Origin of the sequence: Marilutibacter maris (assembly GCF_006546735.2) — a bacterium.
In the GTDB taxonomy this organism is placed as follows: domain Bacteria; phylum Pseudomonadota; class Gammaproteobacteria; order Xanthomonadales; family Xanthomonadaceae; genus Marilutibacter; species Marilutibacter maris.
On the sequence record NZ_VICD02000030.1, the window covers coordinates 15,809 to 33,800 of the forward strand.

General features: G+C 69.4%; 14 protein-coding genes. 9 read left to right on the top strand and 5 right to left on the bottom strand.

Annotated features, from left to right (window positions below; genetic code table 11):
- Window positions 1-130: 130 nt before the first annotated feature.
- The 4 genes from hemW to rph all read right to left on the bottom strand — a co-directional run bounded on the left by hemW (window position 131) and on the right by rph (window position 3,191).
- Window positions 131-1,285 carry a radical SAM family heme chaperone HemW gene (gene hemW / locus FKV24_RS02780; RefSeq protein WP_141481117.1) on the bottom strand — a complete coding sequence of 385 codons (1,155 nt, stop codon included), beginning with the start codon at window positions 1,283-1,285 and terminating at the stop codon, window positions 131-133.
- Window positions 1,286-1,387: 102 nt separating this feature from the next.
- Window positions 1,388-2,038, bottom strand: coding sequence for an RdgB/HAM1 family non-canonical purine NTP pyrophosphatase (rdgB, locus tag FKV24_RS02785; RefSeq protein WP_141481118.1), 651 nt, complete (start codon window positions 2,036-2,038; stop codon window positions 1,388-1,390).
- On the bottom strand, window positions 2,035-2,430 hold the full coding sequence (locus FKV24_RS02790) for a VOC family protein (RefSeq protein WP_141481119.1): 396 nt from the start codon (window positions 2,428-2,430) through the stop codon (window positions 2,035-2,037). Before FKV24_RS02790 ends, rdgB begins: the two co-directional genes overlap by 4 nt.
- Window positions 2,427-3,191, bottom strand: coding sequence for a ribonuclease PH (gene rph / locus FKV24_RS02795; protein WP_141481120.1), 765 nt, complete (start codon window positions 3,189-3,191; stop codon window positions 2,427-2,429). Before rph ends, FKV24_RS02790 begins: the two co-directional genes overlap by 4 nt.
- A gap of 179 nt (window positions 3,192-3,370) precedes the next feature.
- On the opposite strand from rph, the gene FKV24_RS02800 reads away from it, so the two are divergent.
- The 5 genes from FKV24_RS02800 to FKV24_RS02820 all read left to right on the top strand — a co-directional run bounded on the left by FKV24_RS02800 (window position 3,371) and on the right by FKV24_RS02820 (window position 8,769).
- Window positions 3,371-4,231: a YicC/YloC family endoribonuclease gene (locus FKV24_RS02800; RefSeq protein WP_141481121.1), complete on the top strand. Its 861-nt coding sequence runs from the start codon at window positions 3,371-3,373 to the stop codon at window positions 4,229-4,231.
- Window positions 4,232-4,542: 311 nt separating this feature from the next.
- Complete coding sequence (gmk, locus tag FKV24_RS02805; RefSeq protein ID WP_141481122.1) at window positions 4,543-5,181, top strand: guanylate kinase; 639 nt, start codon at window positions 4,543-4,545, stop codon at window positions 5,179-5,181.
- Window positions 5,182-5,414: 233 nt separating this feature from the next.
- Window positions 5,415-5,714 carry a DNA-directed RNA polymerase subunit omega gene (gene rpoZ / locus FKV24_RS02810; RefSeq protein ID WP_111267435.1) on the top strand — a complete coding sequence of 100 codons (300 nt, stop codon included), beginning with the start codon at window positions 5,415-5,417 and terminating at the stop codon, window positions 5,712-5,714.
- A gap of 255 nt (window positions 5,715-5,969) precedes the next feature.
- Window positions 5,970-8,144 carry a RelA/SpoT family protein gene (locus tag FKV24_RS02815; RefSeq protein ID WP_141481129.1) on the top strand — a complete coding sequence of 725 codons (2,175 nt, stop codon included), beginning with the start codon at window positions 5,970-5,972 and terminating at the stop codon, window positions 8,142-8,144.
- Window positions 8,145-8,388: 244 nt separating this feature from the next.
- The gene (locus tag FKV24_RS02820) at window positions 8,389-8,769 is read left to right on the top strand and encodes a RidA family protein (RefSeq protein WP_141481123.1); all 381 of its coding nucleotides are present in this window, start codon (window positions 8,389-8,391) and stop codon (window positions 8,767-8,769) included.
- A gap of 134 nt (window positions 8,770-8,903) precedes the next feature.
- Here the strand turns inward: FKV24_RS02820 and FKV24_RS02825 are convergent, their stop codons facing one another.
- Complete coding sequence (locus FKV24_RS02825; protein ID WP_170288188.1) at window positions 8,904-9,959, bottom strand: AraC family transcriptional regulator ligand-binding domain-containing protein; 1,056 nt, start codon at window positions 9,957-9,959, stop codon at window positions 8,904-8,906.
- 122 nt (window positions 9,960-10,081) lie between these two features.
- Here FKV24_RS02825 and FKV24_RS02830 point away from each other — a divergent pair, with 122 nt between their 5' ends.
- The 4 genes from FKV24_RS02830 (at window position 10,082) to recG (ending at window position 17,527) form a co-directional block, all read left to right on the top strand.
- On the top strand, window positions 10,082-11,371 hold the full coding sequence (locus tag FKV24_RS02830) for a parallel beta-helix domain-containing protein (RefSeq protein ID WP_249040887.1): 1,290 nt from the start codon (window positions 10,082-10,084) through the stop codon (window positions 11,369-11,371).
- Window positions 11,364-12,590, top strand: coding sequence for an SO2930 family diheme c-type cytochrome (locus FKV24_RS02835; protein WP_249040888.1), 1,227 nt, complete (start codon window positions 11,364-11,366; stop codon window positions 12,588-12,590). Before FKV24_RS02830 ends, FKV24_RS02835 begins: the two co-directional genes overlap by 8 nt.
- 247 nt (window positions 12,591-12,837) lie before the next feature.
- On the top strand, window positions 12,838-15,270 hold the full coding sequence (locus FKV24_RS02840) for a TonB-dependent receptor (RefSeq protein WP_141481125.1): 2,433 nt from the start codon (window positions 12,838-12,840) through the stop codon (window positions 15,268-15,270).
- A gap of 133 nt (window positions 15,271-15,403) precedes the next feature.
- Window positions 15,404-17,527: an ATP-dependent DNA helicase RecG gene (gene recG, locus FKV24_RS02845; protein ID WP_141481126.1), complete on the top strand. Its 2,124-nt coding sequence runs from the start codon at window positions 15,404-15,406 to the stop codon at window positions 17,525-17,527.
- The last annotated feature ends 465 nt before the right edge of the window (window positions 17,528-17,992 follow it).

Below are 17,992 nucleotides of genomic sequence, written 5' to 3' on the forward strand. Positions count from 1 at the left end.
GCAAAGGCCCGCGGCCGGCACGGCGCGCCGGCCGTGCCGGATCAAGCGCTTGCGGCGCTGCCGGGCACGCGCGAGGGGCACGGGTTGTGCGGTGCAAGGTCGGTGCCCGCGGGAGGCGCATGGAGGCGCGTTACAGGAACAGCGCGACCACGTCGTTGGTGAAACGCCGTCCCAGCTCGGTCGGACGCAGCAGCGGGCCGTCCTGGGTCAGCCAGCCGCGGGCCAGTGCCGTGTCCAGTTGTGGACGGATGTCGTCGGGGGACAGGCCGGTGCGGGCGATGAACTCGCCGAGCCGGAAGCCATCGACCAGGCGCAACGCGTTGAGCATGTACTCGAACGCCCGGCGCTCGGGCGCGACCCGGTCGTCGCCGCCGATCGCCGCGTCGGTGCCGGCGTCGGCGATGTAGCGGGCGGGGTGCTTTTGTTTCCACCGCCGCAGGATCTCCTGGTCGTGGCCGGAGGTGATCTTGCCGTGGGCGCCGGCGCCGATGCCCAGATAGTCGCCGTAGTGCCAGTAATTCAGGTTGTGCGCGCATTGGCGGCCGTCGCGGGCGTACGCGCTGACCTCGTACTGCGCGTAGCCGGCGTCGGCGAGCAGGGCCTGGCAGTGTTCCTGCATGTCCCAGCTGTGGTCCTCGTCGGGAATGCCCGACGGCGGCCGCGCCGCGAACACCGTGTTCGGCTCCAGGGTCAGCTGGTAGTGGCTGACATGCGCCGGCTGCAGGGCGAAGGCGCGTTCCAGGTCGCGCTCGGCCATCGCCAGGGTCTGTTCCGGCAGGGCGTACATCAGGTCGAGGTTGAGGTTGTCGAAGCCCGCGTCCTGGGCCAGCTTCACCGCCGCCTCGGCCTCGCCGCTGTCGTGGATGCGGCCCAGCCGTTTCAGGCTGCCGTCGTCGAAGCTCTGGATACCGAAGCTCAACCGGTTGACTCCGGCCTCGCGGTACAGCTCGAAGCGGCCGTGCTCGGCGGTGCCGGGATTGGTCTCCAGGGTCACCTCGCAGCCGGGTACGAAGCGCAGGCGCGCGCTGGCCTCCTGCAGGAAGCGGTCGATCGCGTCGGGCGGGAACAGGCTGGGGGTGCCGCCGCCGAAGAACACGCTGTGCACGGTGCGGCCCCAGACCAGTGGCAGGTCGTGGTCCAGATCGCGGATCAGCGCGTCGACATAGTCTGCGAACGGCAGCGGGCCGCGCCCTTCGTGCGAGTTGAAATCGCAGTACGGGCACTTGCGCACGCACCAGGGCAGGTGGACGTACAGCGACAGCGGCGGCGGCGACAGGTGCGGCATGTGCCTATTGTAGGAGCGCGACCGAGGGAATGACTGTCGCAACGGCGCTATCAGCGATGCCGCTGCCTGCCGACGACTCCCGGATCGCGGTCCGGGCCGGGTCTACGGATTCGCGTACAGGTTCGTGAGCTGTCGCTTCAGCGAGGCCAGCGCCAGGCCGCGATGGCTGATGCGGTTCTTCACCACCGGGTCAAGCTGGGCCGCGCTGCAATCGTGGCCGTGGGGCTGGAACACCGGGTCGTAGCCGAAACCGCCGTCGCCGTGCGGGGCGTGCAGGATGCGCCCGGGCCACACGCCCTGCGCGATCAGCGGCTGCGGGTCCTCGGCGTGCTGCAGCAGTACGATCACGGCGATGAAATGGGCGTGGCGGGTGGACTCGGGCATCCCGGCGAGGGCGGTCAGCAGCTTGTCGATATTGGCCGCGGCGTCGCCGTGGCCGCCGGCATAGCGGGCCGAGTACAGCCCCGGCGCGCCCCCGAGCGCGTCCACGCACAGGCCCGAGTCGTCGCCCAGGGCCGGCAGACCGGTCGCGCGGGCGGCGTGGCGGGCCTTGAGCAGGGCGTTCTCGACGAAGCTCAGGCCGGTCTCCTCGGCATCGTCGACGCCCAGTTCGCCCTGGGTCACGAACTCGATACCGCCGTCGCCGCCGAGCAGCTCGCGGAATTCGCGCAGCTTGCCGGCGTTGCTGCTGGCGATCACCCAGCGGGAGCGGGGCGAAACGGGGCCGGTGGCGGTGGATGCCGTCGAGGTCATGACTGCCTGGGCTCCAGCAGATCCCAGCGGTTGCCGTACAGGTCCTCGAACACCGCGACCGTGCCGTAGGGCTCCTCGCGCGGCGTCTCCTGGAAGCGCACGCCCTTCGCGGTCATCGCCGCGAAATCGCGCTGGAAGTCGTCGGTGTGAAGGAAGAAGCCGACGCGGCCGCCGTGCTGGTCGCCGACGGCGGCCTGCTGGCGCGGGTTGTCGGCGCGCGCCAGCAGCAGGCTGAACTGCCGGTCGCCAACGGGTGCCATGCGCACCCAGCGCCTGCCGCCGCCCTGATCCAGGTCCTCGAGCAGGGCGAAACCCAGCGCGTCGCGATACCAGGCGATCGCCTCGTCGTAGTCGCGCACCAGCAGCGCGATCAGTGCGATATGCGGCTTCATCCGGCCAGGGCCTCGCGCTGCAATTCGATCAGGCGCTCGATGCCGGACTGCGCCAGCGCGGTCATCGCGTCGAGTTCGTCGCGGCGGAACGCGTGCCCCTCGGCGGTGCCCTGCAGTTCGATGAAGCCGCCGCCGTCGTTCATCACCACGTTCATGTCGGTGTCGCAGTCGCTGTCCTCGGCGTAGTCGAGATCGAGCACCGGCACTCCGCGATAGATGCCGACCGAGACCGCGGCGATCGCGCCGAACACCGGAGTGCGACCGCAGGACGGCAACTTGATCGCGCCGCTGGCGACCAGGCCGTTGATCGCGTCGACCAGGGCGACATAGGCGCCGGTGATCGCCGCGGTGCGGGTGCCGCCGTCGGCCTGCAACACGTCGCAGTCGAGGGTGATCGTGCGTTCGCCCAGCAATCCGCGGTCGACGCAGGCGCGCAGCGACCGACCGATCAGCCGCTGGATCTCCAGCGTGCGGCCGCCCTGCTTGCCGCGCGCGGCCTCGCGGTCGCTGCGGGTGTGGGTCGAGCGCGGCAGCATGCCGTACTCGGCGGTGATCCAGCCCTCGCCCTTGCCGCGTAGGAACCCCGGCACCTTGTTGTCGACGCTGGCGGTGCACAGCACCCGGGTATCGCCGAAGCTGATCAGCACCGAGCCCTCGGCGTGACGGGTGAAGCCGCGTTCGATGCGGATCTCGCGCAGTTGGTCGGGCGCGCGGCCACTGGGGCGTGCGATGGCGGGGGAATTCGCGGTCGGATCGGTCATCGGGCACGTCTATGCTGGATCGGGACGCAATTCTATCCGCTCGGGGCGGGGCCCTCAGCCTGCCGGCATCGCCGATCGCCCGATCCACGGCATGTCGCGCGCGGCCGCAGGGCCGCCCCGGTGCCCGAAGTGGCATACTTCACGGCCGCATCGCAGCGCCTGGACGGCAGGACCACCCCATGATCCGCAGCATGACCGCCTACGCCAGTGGCGAGCGGGCGACGCCCTGGGGCTCGCTGACCTGCGAGCTGCGCTCGGTCAATCACCGCTTCCTGGAAGTCGGCACCCGCCTGCACGACGACCTGCGCTCGCTGGAGCCGGCGCTGCGCGAACGGATCAACGCGCGGCTGTCGCGCGGCAAGGTCGACCTGGTCCTGCGCATGCGCGCGCCGGAGGGCGAGGGCGCGCTGAAGGTCGATCCGACCCGCCTGCGCGAGCTGAGCGAACTGGCGATCGATCTGTCCTCGCGCTTCCCCGGCCTGCATACCGAATTCGCCCAGCTGCTGCAGCTGCCGGGCGTGATGCAGGCGCCCGCGGCCGATGCCGCCGCGCTGCAGACCGAGGCACTGGCGCTGCTGGATGAGGTGCTGGACGAATTCGTCGCCGCGCGCGAGCGCGAGGGCGCCAAGCTGGCCGCGTTCATCGGCGAGCGGCTGGACGGGATCCAGGCCCATGTCTCGACCCTGCGCGAGCTGATGCCGGCGATCCGCGAGGCCCAGCGGCTGAAACTGCAGACCCGCCTGGGCGAGCTGGCGCAGCCGGTCGAGCCCGGCCGGCTGGAGCAGGAGCTGGTGATCTGGCTGCAGAAGCTCGATGTCGACGAGGAGCTCGACCGCCTCAGCGCCCACATCGGCGAGGCGCGGCGGGTGCTGAAGTTGCGCGAAGCGGTCGGCCGGCGCCTGGACTTCCTGCTGCAGGAGTTCAATCGCGAGGCCAACACCCTGGGTTCCAAGTCGGTGGACGCGCGCAGTTCGGCCGCGGCGGTCGAACTGAAGGTGCTGATCGACCAGGTCCGCGAGCAGATCCAGAACATCGAGTAACGAGGGGCGAGCAGTGAGGAGTGAGAGGAAGGCACCCGCGGATTTCCGCTCTCCTGACCGGGCGCGGGAATGGCGCCGGTCCGCTTCCCCTCACTCCTCACTCCTCTTCACTCACTTCCAGGTCCCATGCGTGGAACCTTGTTCATCAACGTGGCGCGCGCGATCCAGAACATCGAGTAATGAGGGGCGAGCAGTGAGGAGTGAGAGGAAGGCACCCGCGGATTTCCGCTCTCCCGACCGGGCGCGGGAATGGCGCCGGTCCGCTTCCCCTCACTCCTCACTCCTCTTCACTCACTTCTAATCCAAGTCCTATGCGTGGAACCCTGTTCATCGTCGCCGCCCCGTCCGGTGCCGGAAAATCCAGCATCGTCAACGCGGTGCTCGCGCGCGACCCGAACATCTGCCTGTCGATCTCGTTCACCTCGCGCAAGCCGCGTCCGGGCGAGCGTCACGCCGAGCACTACCACTTCGTCGACGAGGCCGAGTTCGAGCGCATGGTCGAGGCCGGCGACTTCTTCGAGCACGCGCGCGTGCACGGCGACTGGAAGGGCACCGCGCGGCAATCGGTGGAGCCGCAGCTGGCGGCCGGTCGCGACGTGCTGCTGGAGATCGACTGGCAGGGTGCGCGCCAGGTCCGCAAGCAGGTCCCCGGCGCGATCAGCGTGTTCATCCTGCCGCCGTCGCGCGCGGCGCTGGACCAGCGCATGCGCAATCGCGGCCAGGACAGCGAGGCGGTGATCGCGCAGCGGCTGGCGGCCGCGCGCGAGGAAATGTCGCACTACGGCGAGTTCGACTACGTGATCGTCAACGAGCACTTCGCGATGGCGGTGGACGAGATGTGCGCGGTGTTCACCGCCAGCCGGCTGCGCAGGGAGATGCAGGTGGCCCGTCACGGCCGCCTGATCGGCGCGCTACTGGCCGAGCCGGGTGGCGACGGGAGCGGGGACTGAGGGACGCCCCGACAGCGGGCATGCGGATCGCGGGTGGCCGCAGGATCAAGCACTTGCGCGCTTCGTCACGCCGCAATGGCACCGCGGTGGCGGCGGTCGCGTCGACCGGCGGACGGGCCGGGAATTCCTAACTGACTGATTTCCAAGGGGCGGGCTTGCTTCGGCATGGCCGCAGGGGATAGACTGGCCGGCCCTCAAAGCCAGCATGACGGCCCAGCGCCGCCAGGAGCCCCATGGCACGCATCACCGTAGAAGATTGCCTGGAAGTGGTCGATAACCGCTTCGAACTGGTCATGATGGCCGCCAAGCGCGCGCGCCAGCTGGCCAACAACGTCGAGCCGATGATCGACAATAGCGAGTCCAACGACAAGCCGACCGTGCTGGCGCTGCGCGAGATCGCCTCCCGCGAGGTCGACGCCGAGTACATCGAGGCGGTCGAGAAGGCCGAGCGCGAGCGCAAGGAGCGCGAGGCGCTGGAGTGGGCCGCCGCCGAGGTGGTCGCCGACGAGGACATGTCCAAGAACGACGACTGAGCGTCGGCGCCGGACGCGCGCCGGACGCCCTTCCAGTCGCCGCCTGGGGCCACAAGGCCGGACAGGTGTCAGCGGCCCCGCCCAGGCGGGGCCGTTGCGTTTTTGCGAGGTCCCGGTGCCGTGCAGACGTCGACCCGGAACGGGATCTCCGCGGTGCTCGCCGGGGCCCGCCACGCCGCGGCGAGTCGCGCGACGCACGGGATGTGCGTTCTCCCGCCACCCTGCTAGATTGCCCGTATGTCCGCACGTCCCGCCATGCCCGGCTCCAACCGCACCACGACGCAGTCCAGCGCCGACGCCGCGGTATTGCCGGACTATGTGCAGGATCTGGAGCGTGCCGCCGACTTTCTGGACGACGCCCAGCGGCAGCGGCTGCGCCGGGCCTGGGCGGTCGGCGCGTCGGCGCATGCGGGACAGAACCGCAAATCCGGCGAGCCGTACATCACCCATCCGGTCGCGGTCGCCCAGGTGCTGGCCGAGCAGGGTCTGGATGTCGAGACCCTGATCGCGGCGATCCTGCACGACACCATCGAGGACACGCCGGTCACCCGCGAGTGCCTGGCCGAGGAGTTCGGCGAGACCGTCGCCGAACTGGTCGACGGCGTCACCAAGCTGGACAAGCTGCAGTTCCGCGACCGCGCCGAGGCGACCGCGGAGAGCTTCCGCAAGATGCTGCTGGCGATGTCGCGCGACCTGCGGGTGATCCTGATCAAGCTTGCCGACCGCCTGCACAACATGCGCACGCTTGGTGCGCAGGGCGCCGAGGCGCGCCAGCGCATCGCCCGCGAGACGCTGGAGATCTACGCGCCGATCGCCCAGCGCCTGGGCATGAACCTGATCAAGGCCGAACTGCAGGACCTGGGTTTCCGCGCCCTGCATCCGTGGCGCCACGCGGTGATCGAGAAGCGCATCCGCACCCAGCCGGTGGTGCGGCGCGAGGCGCTGGTGCAGATCGAGGCCAACCTCGCCCAGCGCCTGGCCAAGGAGAAGCTGCAGCACCGTCTGATCAGCCGGGTGAAGTCGCCGTGGAGCATCTACACCAAGATGCGCGCCGAGCATAAGAGCTTCACCCAGGTGATGGACGTGTTCGGGTTCCGCATCGTGGTGCGCTCGGTGCCCGACTGCTATCACGCGCTGGGCGTCGTCCATGCCACCTACAAGCCGCTGGACGCGCGCTTCCGCGACTTCATCGCGATCCCGAAGGCGAATGGCTACCAGTCGCTGCACACCGTGCTGTTCGGTCCCTACGGCTCTCCGGTCGAGGTGCAGATCCGCACCGAGGAGATGGACCTGATCGCCGAGAAGGGCATCGCCGCGCACTGGTCCTACAAGGACGGCGGCGAGGGCCCGAACAGCGCGCAGAGCCGCGCCCACAGCTGGATCACCGGCCTGGTCGAGTCGCAGCACGCGACCGGCTCGTCGCTGGAGTTCCTGGAGAACGTCAAGGTCGACCTGTTCCCGGACGAGGTCTACCTGTTCACCCCCAAGGGCGACATCATGTCGCTGCCGCGCAATTCGACCGCGCTGGACTTCGCCTACGCGGTGCATACCGACGTCGGCAACCAGGCGGTGGCGGCGCGCGTGGACGGCAAGCTGTCGCCGCTGCGCACCCGCCTGACCAGCGGCCAGCGGATCGAGGTGATCACCGCGCGGTCGTCGATTCCCAAGCCGCAGTGGCTGGAGTTCGTGGTTTCCGGCAAGGCCCGCACCGCAATCCGCCAGCAGCTCAAGCAGATCGGCCACGAGGATGCGGTGCAACTGGGGCACCGCATGCTCGATCGCGCGCTGGAGGGCCTGGATACCTCGCTGGACCGGGTGCCGCAGGTGCGCATCGACGCCTATCTGGCCGAGCACCGGTTCCCGCGCCTGGAGGCGCTGCTGGCCGAGATCGCGCTGGGCAACCGCATGCCCAGCCAGGTCGCGCAGTCGCTGGCGCGGGAGACTCCGGGCGCGCCGGAGCGACGCAAGTCGGTGCGTGGGCCGCGGCCGGAGGACCGCATCCTGATCACCGGCGCCGAGCGCGGGGTGATCAGCTTCGCCCAGTGCTGTCTGCCGATTCCCGGCGACGAGATCATGGGCTATCACACCGCCGGCAGGGGCGTGGTCGTGCATCGCATGGACTGCCCGAATGTCGCCGAGTACCGCAAGTCGCCGGACCGCTGGGTGTCGATCGGATGGGACCGCGAGGTCTCCGGCGACTTCGCCGCCGCGCTCAAGATCGAGGTCGACAACCGTCCCGGCGCGCTCGCCCAGGTGGCGGCCGCGGTCGCCGACGCGGAGTCGAACATCGACCGAGTCGAGTACCTGGAGCGCGACACCCATGTTGCGGTGATGAAATTCTCGATCGAGGTCGCCGACCGCCGCCATCTGGCCGACGTGATCCGGCGCGTGCGACGCCTACAGGTGGTGCTGGGCGTGCAGCGGATCTGACCCGCGATCCCCGGGCTGCGCCCGGGAACCCGCAAAGTTTGCTGCGCAAACCTCATGGTCGAGGGGCTGAGGTGTCCGTAGGCGCGGCGTAAGCCGCGAGGGTCTTCCTTCATCGCGGCTTACGCCGCTCCTGCGAGAGCCAGGCGAGAGCAGGGCGCGTCGGTTTCGGACGCTGCCGGCTTCGACGGTGCTCGCGGGTCATCTGGCTCGACTAGACTTGCAGGCCCGTCCAAGGAGTCGACGCATGAGTCGCCAGATCATCCACACCGACAACGCTCCGGCCGCGATCGGTCCGTACTCGCAGGCGGTCCGCGCCGGCAACACCGTTTACCTGTCGGGCCAGATCCCGCTGGATCCGGCCACCGGCGAGATCGTTTCCGGCGACATCAGCGCGCAGGCGCGGCGTTCGTTCGAGAACCTCAAGGCGGTCTGCGAAGCTGCGGGCGGATCGTTGGCGCAGGTGGTGCGGCTCGGCCTCTACGTCACCGATCTGGGCGACTTCGCGGCGGTGAACGCGGTGATGGGCGAGTACTTCCAGGCCCCGTATCCGGCCCGCTCGACGATCGAGGTCGCAGGCCTGCCCAAGGGCGCGGCGTTCGAGGTCGACGCGATCCTGGTGTTGTAGGAGCCCACGTAGGAACGGCCATAGCCGCGATGGAGCCTTAACGGGAAACTCCCGGTCGCAGCTTACGCAGCTCCTACGAAACCCGTTCTGGAGCGCACGGACACTCCGTCAGCCTCTCTGGTCGGCGCGGCGGCTCAGTTCGCGCGCTGGCGCATCTCGCGCGGGGCCATTCCGGTCCAGCGCTTGAACGCGCGGCGGAACTCGCGCGCGTCGCGGAAGCCGACCGCGGCGCCGACCTCGGCGATGCGCGCGTCGGGACTGCGCAGCAGCGCTTCGGCGGCCTCGCGCCGGACCCGGTCGTGGATCGCCTTGTAGCTGGTGCCGGCATCGCACAGGTGGCGGCGCAGGGTGCGTTCGGTCAGATGCAGCTCGGCGGCGATGTCGATCAGCCTGGGGGCGTCGGCCAATTGCAACAGCAGCAGACGCTCGACCGCGCCGACGATCTCGTTGACCGGGCGCTCGGACGGCATCTGCTCGCGGCACAACGCCAGCACGTGGGCGGCGCTGGCCGGGTTGTGGGCCGGCATCGCGACCTGCAGCCAGCGTCGCTCGATCACGACCCGGTTGCAGCCCGCATCGAAGTCGACCGCGCAGCCGAACACCCGCGCATAGTCGGCGGCATGCGCCGGCGCCGGGTAGGCGAGTTCGGCGGCCAGCGGGCTGAAGCCTGGGCCGAGCAGGCCGCGGCACAGCATCAGGCAGCTGGCGAACAGCTCCTCGCACAGGAACGGCTCGATCTCCGCCTCGCGCGTGCGCATCCGTGCCGACACCGCGACGCAGTCGCGGCCATCGCCGCCGCGGCAGGGCTCCAGTTGCAGCTCCATCATCGCGCCGGTGATCGGTGCGTAGTGGATGCCGATCCGCAGCGCCTCGCCGAAATCCTCGGCGGTCAGCATCGCCAGCCCGAGCAGGCCGAAGTGGCCGACATCCTGGCGTTGCCCGATCACCAGGCCATGAGCCTGGCCGGGCAGGCTGCGCAGGGCGCGGCGGACGATCTCGCAGGCCTGGCGATAGGACAGGTAGACCGGCGGGTCGGCCTCGAACTGCGCGCGCTGCAGACGCAGGCCGGCGAACCAGCCTTCGCACGCCACACCGAGCTCGTCGGCCCGCGCGATCAGCCCGGCGACGATGCCGCTCTTGATGTTGACGACATGGAGCTCGGCGGGGTCCGGGAGGTCGTTCGCTGACATACGCTGGCGTAGCTTGTCCGGTTTGCCCCCCATTCTATGCCGGCCTGGCCCTCACGCCCGTGCCACTGGTCATTGGAGACTTCGATGACAGCCGGATGACGGCGGCATCGACAGAGGCAGCGATGAGGGGCATCACGATGGCGGGCATCTCGAAGATGGATGGGGGCGGGCGGCCGCCGCGCGCGTGCCCGATCCGGCGCGTGGTGCTGGCGGCGGTCGCGGCGGCGGTGCTGGGCGCCTGCGGCGATGGCGGTTCGGATTACGTGCCCAGCGCCAACGTGGCCGAGGGCGACGCCGCGTTCGCGCAGGTCCTGCGCGAGAAGCTGCTCGACGCCAGGCCCGGCGACGTGATCGAGGTGCCGCCGGGGCGCTACAGCTTCGATCGCGGCCTGAGCCTGCGGGTGGACAACGTGACCCTGCGCGGCGCCGGCCAGGACAAGAGCGTGCTCAGCTTCAAGGGCCAGAAGGCCGGTGCCGAGGGCCTGCTGGTCAATGCCAGCCACTTCACCATCGAGAACCTGGCGATCGAGGACGCCAAGGGCGACGGCCTGAAGGTCAACGAGGGTGAGCACATCACCATCCGCGGGGTGCGGGTGGAGTGGACCGGCGGCCCGGACACCGGCAACGGCGGCTATGGTCTGTATCCGGTGAAGACCCGCAACGTGCTGATCGAGGATTCGATCGCGATCGGCGCGTCCGACGCCGGCATCTATGTCGGCCAGTCGCGCGAGGTGATCGTGCGCAACAACCGCGCCGAGTACAACGTCGCCGGCATCGAGATCGAGAACACCGTCAACGCCGACGTGCACGGCAATCTTGCGACAAACAACACCGGCGGCATCCTGGTGTTCAACATGCCGGCGCTGGAGCAGCCCGGCGGCAACATCCGGGTGTTCGGGAACCGGGTCGTGGCCAACAACACCGCCAACTTCGGCGCCAAGGGCACACCGGTGGCGAGCGTGCCGGCCGGCAGCGGCGTGGTGATCAATTCCAACGACGATGTCGAGATCTTCGACAACGACATCCAGGACAACAAGACCGCCAACATCATCGTCTCCAGCGTCTATTCGACCGGTTACAAGGACGACAGCCGCTCGGACAGCTTCGACCCGTATCCGGAGCGGATCTCGGTGCACGGCAACCGCCTGTCCGGCGGCGGCGACGCGCCCGACGGGCTCGACCTGAAGGCGCTGAAGGTCTCGGTGTACGGCCTGCGCGGCCGCTTTCCCGACGTGCTGTGGGACGGCTACCTCAACACCGACCTGGAGGGCGGCCCGCAGATCTGCCTGCGCGACGTGTCGGGGGTGATCAATGCCGATGGCCCCGGCGGCTACAAGAACCCCAGTCAGGACCTCGCCGGCCACGACTGCCGGCTGCCGCAACTGCCGACGGTGGACCTGCGGCGTGGCTGAGGCGCTGTGGAGGCACGACGCCCCGGCGGCACTGTCGGGGTGGCGTGCCGCGGCGCTGGCGCTCCTGATGGTCGCACTGGTCGCCTGCAAGCCGGTTTCCGGGCCGGTGCGCTTCCATGCCGAGGGCCAGCCGGCGACGCTGGCGGAATGGAACCTGTTCGTGCGCGAGGACGGGGTGATGGCGCCCAGCGCCGGCGTCGTCCCCTACGACCTCAACACGCCGCTGTTCTCCGATTACGCGCACAAGCTGCGCACGGTGTGGATGCCCGAGGGCAAGGCGGCCGTCTACGACGGCGAGGCGACGTTCGATTTCCCGGTCGGCACCATCATCAGCAAGACCTTCTATTACCCGCGCGTGGCCGGCGAGGCGGCTGACAGCGACGCGGTGCTGCGCAGCCAGGGCGGCGAGGGCGCGCTGGCCGGCGGTCGCCTGCAACTGGACAAGGTGCGCCTGATCGAGACCCGTCTGCTGGTGCGGCGCGAGGCGGGTTGGGTGGCGCTGCCCTACGTGTGGAACCGCGAGCAGACCGAGGCGCGGCTGATGCGCAGCGGCGAGCTGGTACCGCTGACCCTGGTCGAAGGCGACGACGGCGCGGGCGGCCGCGAGTCGGCCATGCGCGAGTCGGCGTTGTACCAGGTCCCCGACCAGAACCAGTGCGCCGGTTGCCACGGCACCGAAATCCGCAGCCGCGCGCTGGAGCCGATCGGCCCGAAGGCGCGGCATCTGAATCGCGACTTCGATTATGTCGATACCGATGACAGCCCGGTGCGCGAGAACCAGTTGCGGCATTGGCGTGCGCAGGGCTATCTGCGGGACCTGCCGGCCGATGGTGCGATGCCGCGGGTCGCCGACTGGCGCGATGGAACGCAGACCGTCGAGGCGCGCGCGCGCGCCTATCTGGACATCAACTGCGCGCATTGCCACAGCCCCGGGGGCCCCGGCAACACCTCCGGCCTGTGGCTGGGCAGCGCGGTCGATCAGCCGCTCAGGCTGGGCCGATGCAAGCTGCCGATCGCGGCCGGGCACGGCACCGGCGACCGCCGTTTCGGCATCGTGCCGGGCCATCCGGAACGTTCGATCCTGAGCTATCGCATGATCAGCACCGATCCGGGCGTGATGATGCCCGAGCTGGGGCGCAGCGTCGTCCATCGCGAGGGCGTGGCCCTGATCGAAGCCTGGATCGCGGCCCAGACCGGCGAGTGCGGAGACGCCGGATGAGCGCATCGCCGGGCCGCTGTGCAACCGAGTGCGACCCCGGCGGAAAACGCCCGGCATCCGCCTGGAGTGGGGGCTTCAGCGGATGTCGGGCCCGCGGGGGCGGCGACGGCCCGGGATCGCCGGGCCGTGTACATGCGCGTCGATATGGCGTATTGCTGCCGCACATCCATCCGCAATCCGGATCATCCACGACAGACGCTTCAGCCAACGACACGTTCACCGCAATCATGGAGTAGGGGAGTACTCAATGACGGTTCGCAAGCATCCCTTGAGCCTGCGCGTACGCCAGGTCCTGTTCGGCGGCCTCGCCGCCGGAGTCGCGTCCATCGCCTTTGCCGCGCCGCAGGAAGACGGCGCCGATGGCCCCGACGCGACCACCCTCGACGCGATCACGGTCACCGCGCAGAGCCGCGAACAGGAGCTGCAGGACGTGCCGATCGCCCTGCAGGTGGTCAACGAGCAATTGCTCGACGACATCGCCGCCGAGGACCTGGGCGACATCGACTCGTTCGTGCCCGGCCTGGTGATCGACAGCCAGCAGCCGACCCAGCCCAGCTTCCAGCTGCGCGGCATCAGCACCGACGATTTCGGCATCGGCACCGATCCGGCGGTCGGCGTCTACGTCGACGGTGTCTATGCCGGGCGTGGCGGCGGCGTGCTGTTGCCGTTCACCGACGTCGAGCGAATCGAGGTGCTGAAGGGCCCGCAGGGCACCCTGTTCGGCCGCAACACCGCCGCCGGCGCGATCTCGATCATCACCCACCGTCCGGGCCCGGAGCTCCAGGCGCGGGCCAAGCTGCGCCTGGCCGAGGACGGCAAGCAGTACCTGGAGGGCATGGCCAACATCCCGGTCGGCGAGGTATCGGCGTTCCGCTTCAATGGGCTGTTCAACCATGCCGATGGCTGGTTGCAGGACGCGGCCACCGGCGAGGATCTGTCGCCGGAGAACAATTGGGCGACGCGGGCGGCGTTCAGCACCCGCTTCGGCGACAACACCACCGCATGGATCACCTGGGACCACGAGAGCCTCGACCAGCTCGGCCAGGCCACGATCGGCATCGTGCCGTTGCCGCCGGCGCCGGGACTGATTCCGTTGCCGATCGACGAGACCGCCTACCTGGATCCACGCAGGGTCCCGGCGATGACCGACGCCGACGGCAACGAGGAGTCGCGACGCTTCGACGGCGCGACCCTGATCGTCGATCACGCCTTCGAGTGGGGCAATCTGACCTCGACCACGGCCTGGCACGACTACGACTCGGTCAACCGGGTCGAGGAGGACGGCACCAACCGCCGTTATCTGTACGTCGATTCGACCAACACCGAGAGCAACAGCAACCTCTACCAGGAGTTCCGCTTCAGCGGCACCACCGGCGCGCTGGACTGGGTGGCGGGCGCCAGCTACTTCAAGGAGAGCGCCGACCAGACCAGCGAGGTCAACGCCTATACCGATTCGGTCGACACCATCGTGCGCAACCTCGGCATGGCGCCGACGCCGGACGGCACCCTGTACGGCTTCGTCACCCAGGTGATGCAGGCCAACGGCATTCCGCTGAGCCTGCTCGGCCACCAGTGGAACGAGAAGTTCGTCAACGACCTCGACACCAAGGCCTATGCGCTGTACGGCGACGTGATCTGGCATGTCAACGATCGCCTGAACCTGACCGTCGGCCTGCGCTACACCCGCGACGAGAAGACCTTCAGCTGGTTCAACGATCAGCGCGATGCGCCGACCCTGGACGCGACCCTGGACCAGATGGAGGCGCTGGGCATCTTCACCCTGCTCGGCCTGCCGCGCGATGCCTTCGTCTTCGACATCGCCTTCATCGATCCGCCGGCGCTGATGAACAAGGGCATCACCAACCGCGCCTCGCAATCCTGGGACGACCTCAGCCCGCGCTTCGTCGTCGATTACCACTTCAGCGACGACCTGATGGGCTTCGCCTCGCTGGCTAAGGGTTACAAGGCCGGCGGCTACAACGCGCTGCAGATCGGCAGCGAGTTCGACAACGAGGACGTGTGGAACTTCGAGGCCGGCATCAAGCACGCGCTGCCGGAGCATCGGTTGCAGTACAACCTGTCGGCGTACTACTACGTCTATGACAACCGCCAGGCGGTGCGCCTGGACAGCACCACCACGATCCCGCGCTTCGTCGTCGACACCTCCGACCTGGAGGCCTGGGGGCTGGACTTCGACGCCCGCTGGCAGCCGACCGATGCGCTGACCCTGGACCTCAATGCCGCCTTCATCGATTCCACCTACAAGGACTACGTGACCCCGGAGGGCATCGACGTCAGCGGCCAGGCCACCGGCACGCCGCACTGGTCGGTGGCCGGCGGCGCCAGCTACGTGTGGCGGATGGACGATGCCGGCGACCTGCGGCTGTCGCTGCGTCATGCCTACCGCGGCAAGACCCGTTGCAGCGACGAGTCGCAGTCGCAGGGCACCTGTGGGGTCAGCAGCGCGCTGCGACTGGGCGAGGCGCAGGAGCGCACCGACGTGCGCCTGGGCTGGACCTCGGCCAGCGGCCGCTTCGGCCTGGCGGTCTATGGCACCAACGTCTTCGACAACCAGTACATCAATGCGCTGGGCACCTACGGCAAGACCGTGCTCGGCACGGTCGGCGCCCGCGTCAGCCAGCCGCGCAGCTGGGGGGTGGAGTTCAGCGCCAACTACTGAACATCGCGGCGGCACCGGCGCCGCACCCGTTGGAATGCCGGCCGATCCGTTCCGTCCGGCCCGAAAAGTTGCTCCTTGCCCCGGCCTCCGTGCCGGGGTTTTTGTTTGCGCGCGATCCCGGCATGCTTGCGCGATGCCGAAACGTCGCGATGCCGTCGCCATCGACGCCCAGCCGTCCGCCTTGACCGTCCTGCCCGGGGTCGGTGCCAAGGTGGCCGAAAAGCTGGCGGCGCGCGGCATCGGGAGCCTGCAGGACCTGTGGCTGCACCTGCCGCGCCAGTACGAGGACCGGACCACGATCACGGCGATCGGCGCGCTGGTGCCCGGTGTCGCCGCCCAGGTCGAGGGCCGGGTCGAGGCGGTCGAACGCGGCTTCCGCTATCGCCCGGTGTTGCGGGTGGCAATCGGCGACGACTCCCACCAGACCCTGGTGCTGCGCTTCTTCCACTTCCGGGCCGCCCAGGTCGCGCAGTTCCGGCCCGGGGCGCGGGTGCGCTGCTACGGCACGCCGCGACCGGGACAGAACGGGCTGGAGATCGTCCATCCCAGCTACCGGGTGCTTTCCGATCACGACGACGACGCCCTCGGCGAGCGGCTGGACCCGGTCTATCCGGCGATCGAGGGGGTCGGCCCGGCGACGCTGCGGCGGCTGATCGGGCTGGCGCTGGACCGCCTGCCCGACGAGGCCAGCCTGGAACTGTTGCCGGCGGGCCTGCGCGAGGCGCTGCGGCTGCCGTCGCTGCGCGAGGCGCTGCTGACCGTGCACCGGCCACCGGCGGATGCCGACATCGAGGCGCTGCTCGCCGGTACCCACCCGGCGCAGCGGCGGCTGGTGCTGGAGGAACTGCTCGCCCACCACCTCAGCCTGCGCCGGCAAAGGCTCGCGCAGCAGGCGCATGCGGCGGCGGTGCTGAAGAAGACCGCGCTCGCCCGGCGGCTGCAGGCGGGGCTGCCGTTCCGTCTGACCGGCGCCCAGGAGCGCGTGTTCGGACAGATCCGCCGCGACCTGGCGCAGCCGCGGCCGATGCTGCGCCTGGTCCAGGGCGATGTCGGTTCGGGCAAGACCGTGGTCGCGGCGCTGGCGGCGATGCTCGCGGTCGAGGCCGGCAAGCAGGCTGCGCTGATGGCGCCGACCGAACTGCTCGCCGAGCAGCACCTCAACAACCTGCGCGCCTGGCTCGAACCGCTGGATGTCCGGGTCGCCTGGCTGGCCGGCAAGGTCACCGGTCGCGCCCGCACCCAGGTGCTCGCCGAGGTCGCCAGCGGCGACGCGCAGGTGGTGGTCGGCACCCATGCGCTGATGCAGCAGGGCGTCGCGTTCCACGACCTGGCACTGGCGATCGTCGACGAGCAGCACCGCTTCGGCGTCCACCAGCGCCTGGCCCTGCGCGACAAGGGGGCGGGCGGCAGCGACGGCGGCGATACGCCCGCGTTCGTGCCGCACCAGCTGGTGATGACGGCCACGCCGATTCCGCGCACCCTGGCGATGGCCGCCTACGCCGATCTCGATGTCTCGGCGATCGACGAACTGCCGCCCGGACGCACACCGGTGCAGACGGTGGCGCTTAGCGCGGGGCGGAGGCCGGAACTGGTCGAACGGATCCGCGCGGCCTGCGCCGAGGGCCGTCAGGCCTACTGGGTCTGCACCCTGATCGACGACAGCGACGAAGTGGTCGCGCAGGCCGCGCAGACCACGTTCGAAGGACTGTCGGCGCAGTTGTCGGAACTGCGGGTCGGGCTGGTGCACGGGCGGATGAAGGCGACGGAAAAGCAGGCCGCGATGCGCGCGTTCAAGGACGGCGAGACCGACCTGCTGGTCGCGACCACGGTCATCGAGGTCGGTGTCGACGTGCCGAACGCCTCGCTGATGATCATCGAGAACGCCGAGCGGCTTGGCCTGGCCCAGTTGCACCAGTTGCGCGGCCGGGTCGGTCGCGGCAGCGCGGCGTCCAACTGCGTGTTGCTGTACCAACCGCCGCTGTCGGCATTGGCGAAGCAGCGACTGGAAACGATGCGGCAGACCCAGGACGGTTTCGTGATCGCCGAGAAGGACCTGGAACTGCGCGGCCCCGGCGAGCTGCTGGGCACCCGCCAGACCGGGATCGCAGGATTCCGGGTCGCCGACCTGGTCCGCGACGCCGATCTGCTGCCGCGGGTCCACGAAGTCGGCGAACGGTTGATGGAACAGTCGCCGCAGCTGGCCGACCGGATCGTTGCGCGTTGGGTCGGCGGCGCCGCTCGCTACGCCTCGGCGTGATCCCCGGGCTGCGCGGATATCTCCCAAAGTTTGCTGCGCAAACCTTGGGCCCCGCCGGTGCGCTGCCACACCCCCATTCGCATCTGCGATGCGAATCGCCCCCTGACTCAGGGGGCTGGGTCCGTGCTGTATCGCATCCTGTAGGAGCGGCGTAAGCCGCGATTCTTTTGGAGCTCCCGAAGAAGGCCCATCGCGGCTTACGCCGCTCCTACGAAGAGCGTTCGTCCGCCCCATGAATCCAGCCTCCTGAGGCTGGGGGGACGATATCCGGCTGTGCGCGGATATCTCCCAAAGTTTGCTGCGCAAACCTTGGGCCCCGCCGTTGCGCTTCCACACCCCCATTCGCATCTGCGATGCGAATCGCCCCCTCACTCAGGGGGGAACGATATCCGGCTGCGCCCGGATATCTCCCAAAGTTTGCTGCGCAAACCTTGGGCCCCACCGTTGCGCTTCCACACCCCCATT

What these genes read in the sequence shown, in the direction of transcription:
- hemW (WP_141481117.1), bottom strand. Translation starts at nt 1,285, where the DNA reads ATGCCGCACCTGTCGCCGCCGCCGCTGTCGCTGTACGTCCACCTGCCC.
- rdgB (WP_141481118.1), bottom strand. Translation starts at nt 2,038, where the DNA reads ATGACCTCGACGGCATCCACCGCCACCGGCCCCGTTTCGCCCCGCTCC.
- FKV24_RS02790 (WP_141481119.1), bottom strand. Translation starts at nt 2,430, where the DNA reads ATGAAGCCGCATATCGCACTGATCGCGCTGCTGGTGCGCGACTACGAC.
- rph (WP_141481120.1), bottom strand. Translation starts at nt 3,191, where the DNA reads ATGACCGATCCGACCGCGAATTCCCCCGCCATCGCACGCCCCAGTGGC.
- FKV24_RS02800 (WP_141481121.1), top strand. Translation starts at nt 3,371, where the DNA reads ATGATCCGCAGCATGACCGCCTACGCCAGTGGCGAGCGGGCGACGCCC.
- gmk (WP_141481122.1), top strand. Translation starts at nt 4,543, where the DNA reads ATGCGTGGAACCCTGTTCATCGTCGCCGCCCCGTCCGGTGCCGGAAAA.
- rpoZ (WP_111267435.1), top strand. Translation starts at nt 5,415, where the DNA reads ATGGCACGCATCACCGTAGAAGATTGCCTGGAAGTGGTCGATAACCGC.
- FKV24_RS02815 (WP_141481129.1), top strand. Translation starts at nt 5,970, where the DNA reads ATGCCCGGCTCCAACCGCACCACGACGCAGTCCAGCGCCGACGCCGCG.
- FKV24_RS02820 (WP_141481123.1), top strand. Translation starts at nt 8,389, where the DNA reads ATGAGTCGCCAGATCATCCACACCGACAACGCTCCGGCCGCGATCGGT.
- FKV24_RS02825 (WP_170288188.1), bottom strand. Translation starts at nt 9,959, where the DNA reads ATGTCAGCGAACGACCTCCCGGACCCCGCCGAGCTCCATGTCGTCAAC.
- FKV24_RS02830 (WP_249040887.1), top strand. Translation starts at nt 10,082, where the DNA reads ATGAGGGGCATCACGATGGCGGGCATCTCGAAGATGGATGGGGGCGGG.
- FKV24_RS02840 (WP_141481125.1), top strand. Translation starts at nt 12,838, where the DNA reads ATGACGGTTCGCAAGCATCCCTTGAGCCTGCGCGTACGCCAGGTCCTG.
- recG (WP_141481126.1), top strand. Translation starts at nt 15,404, where the DNA reads ATGCCGAAACGTCGCGATGCCGTCGCCATCGACGCCCAGCCGTCCGCC.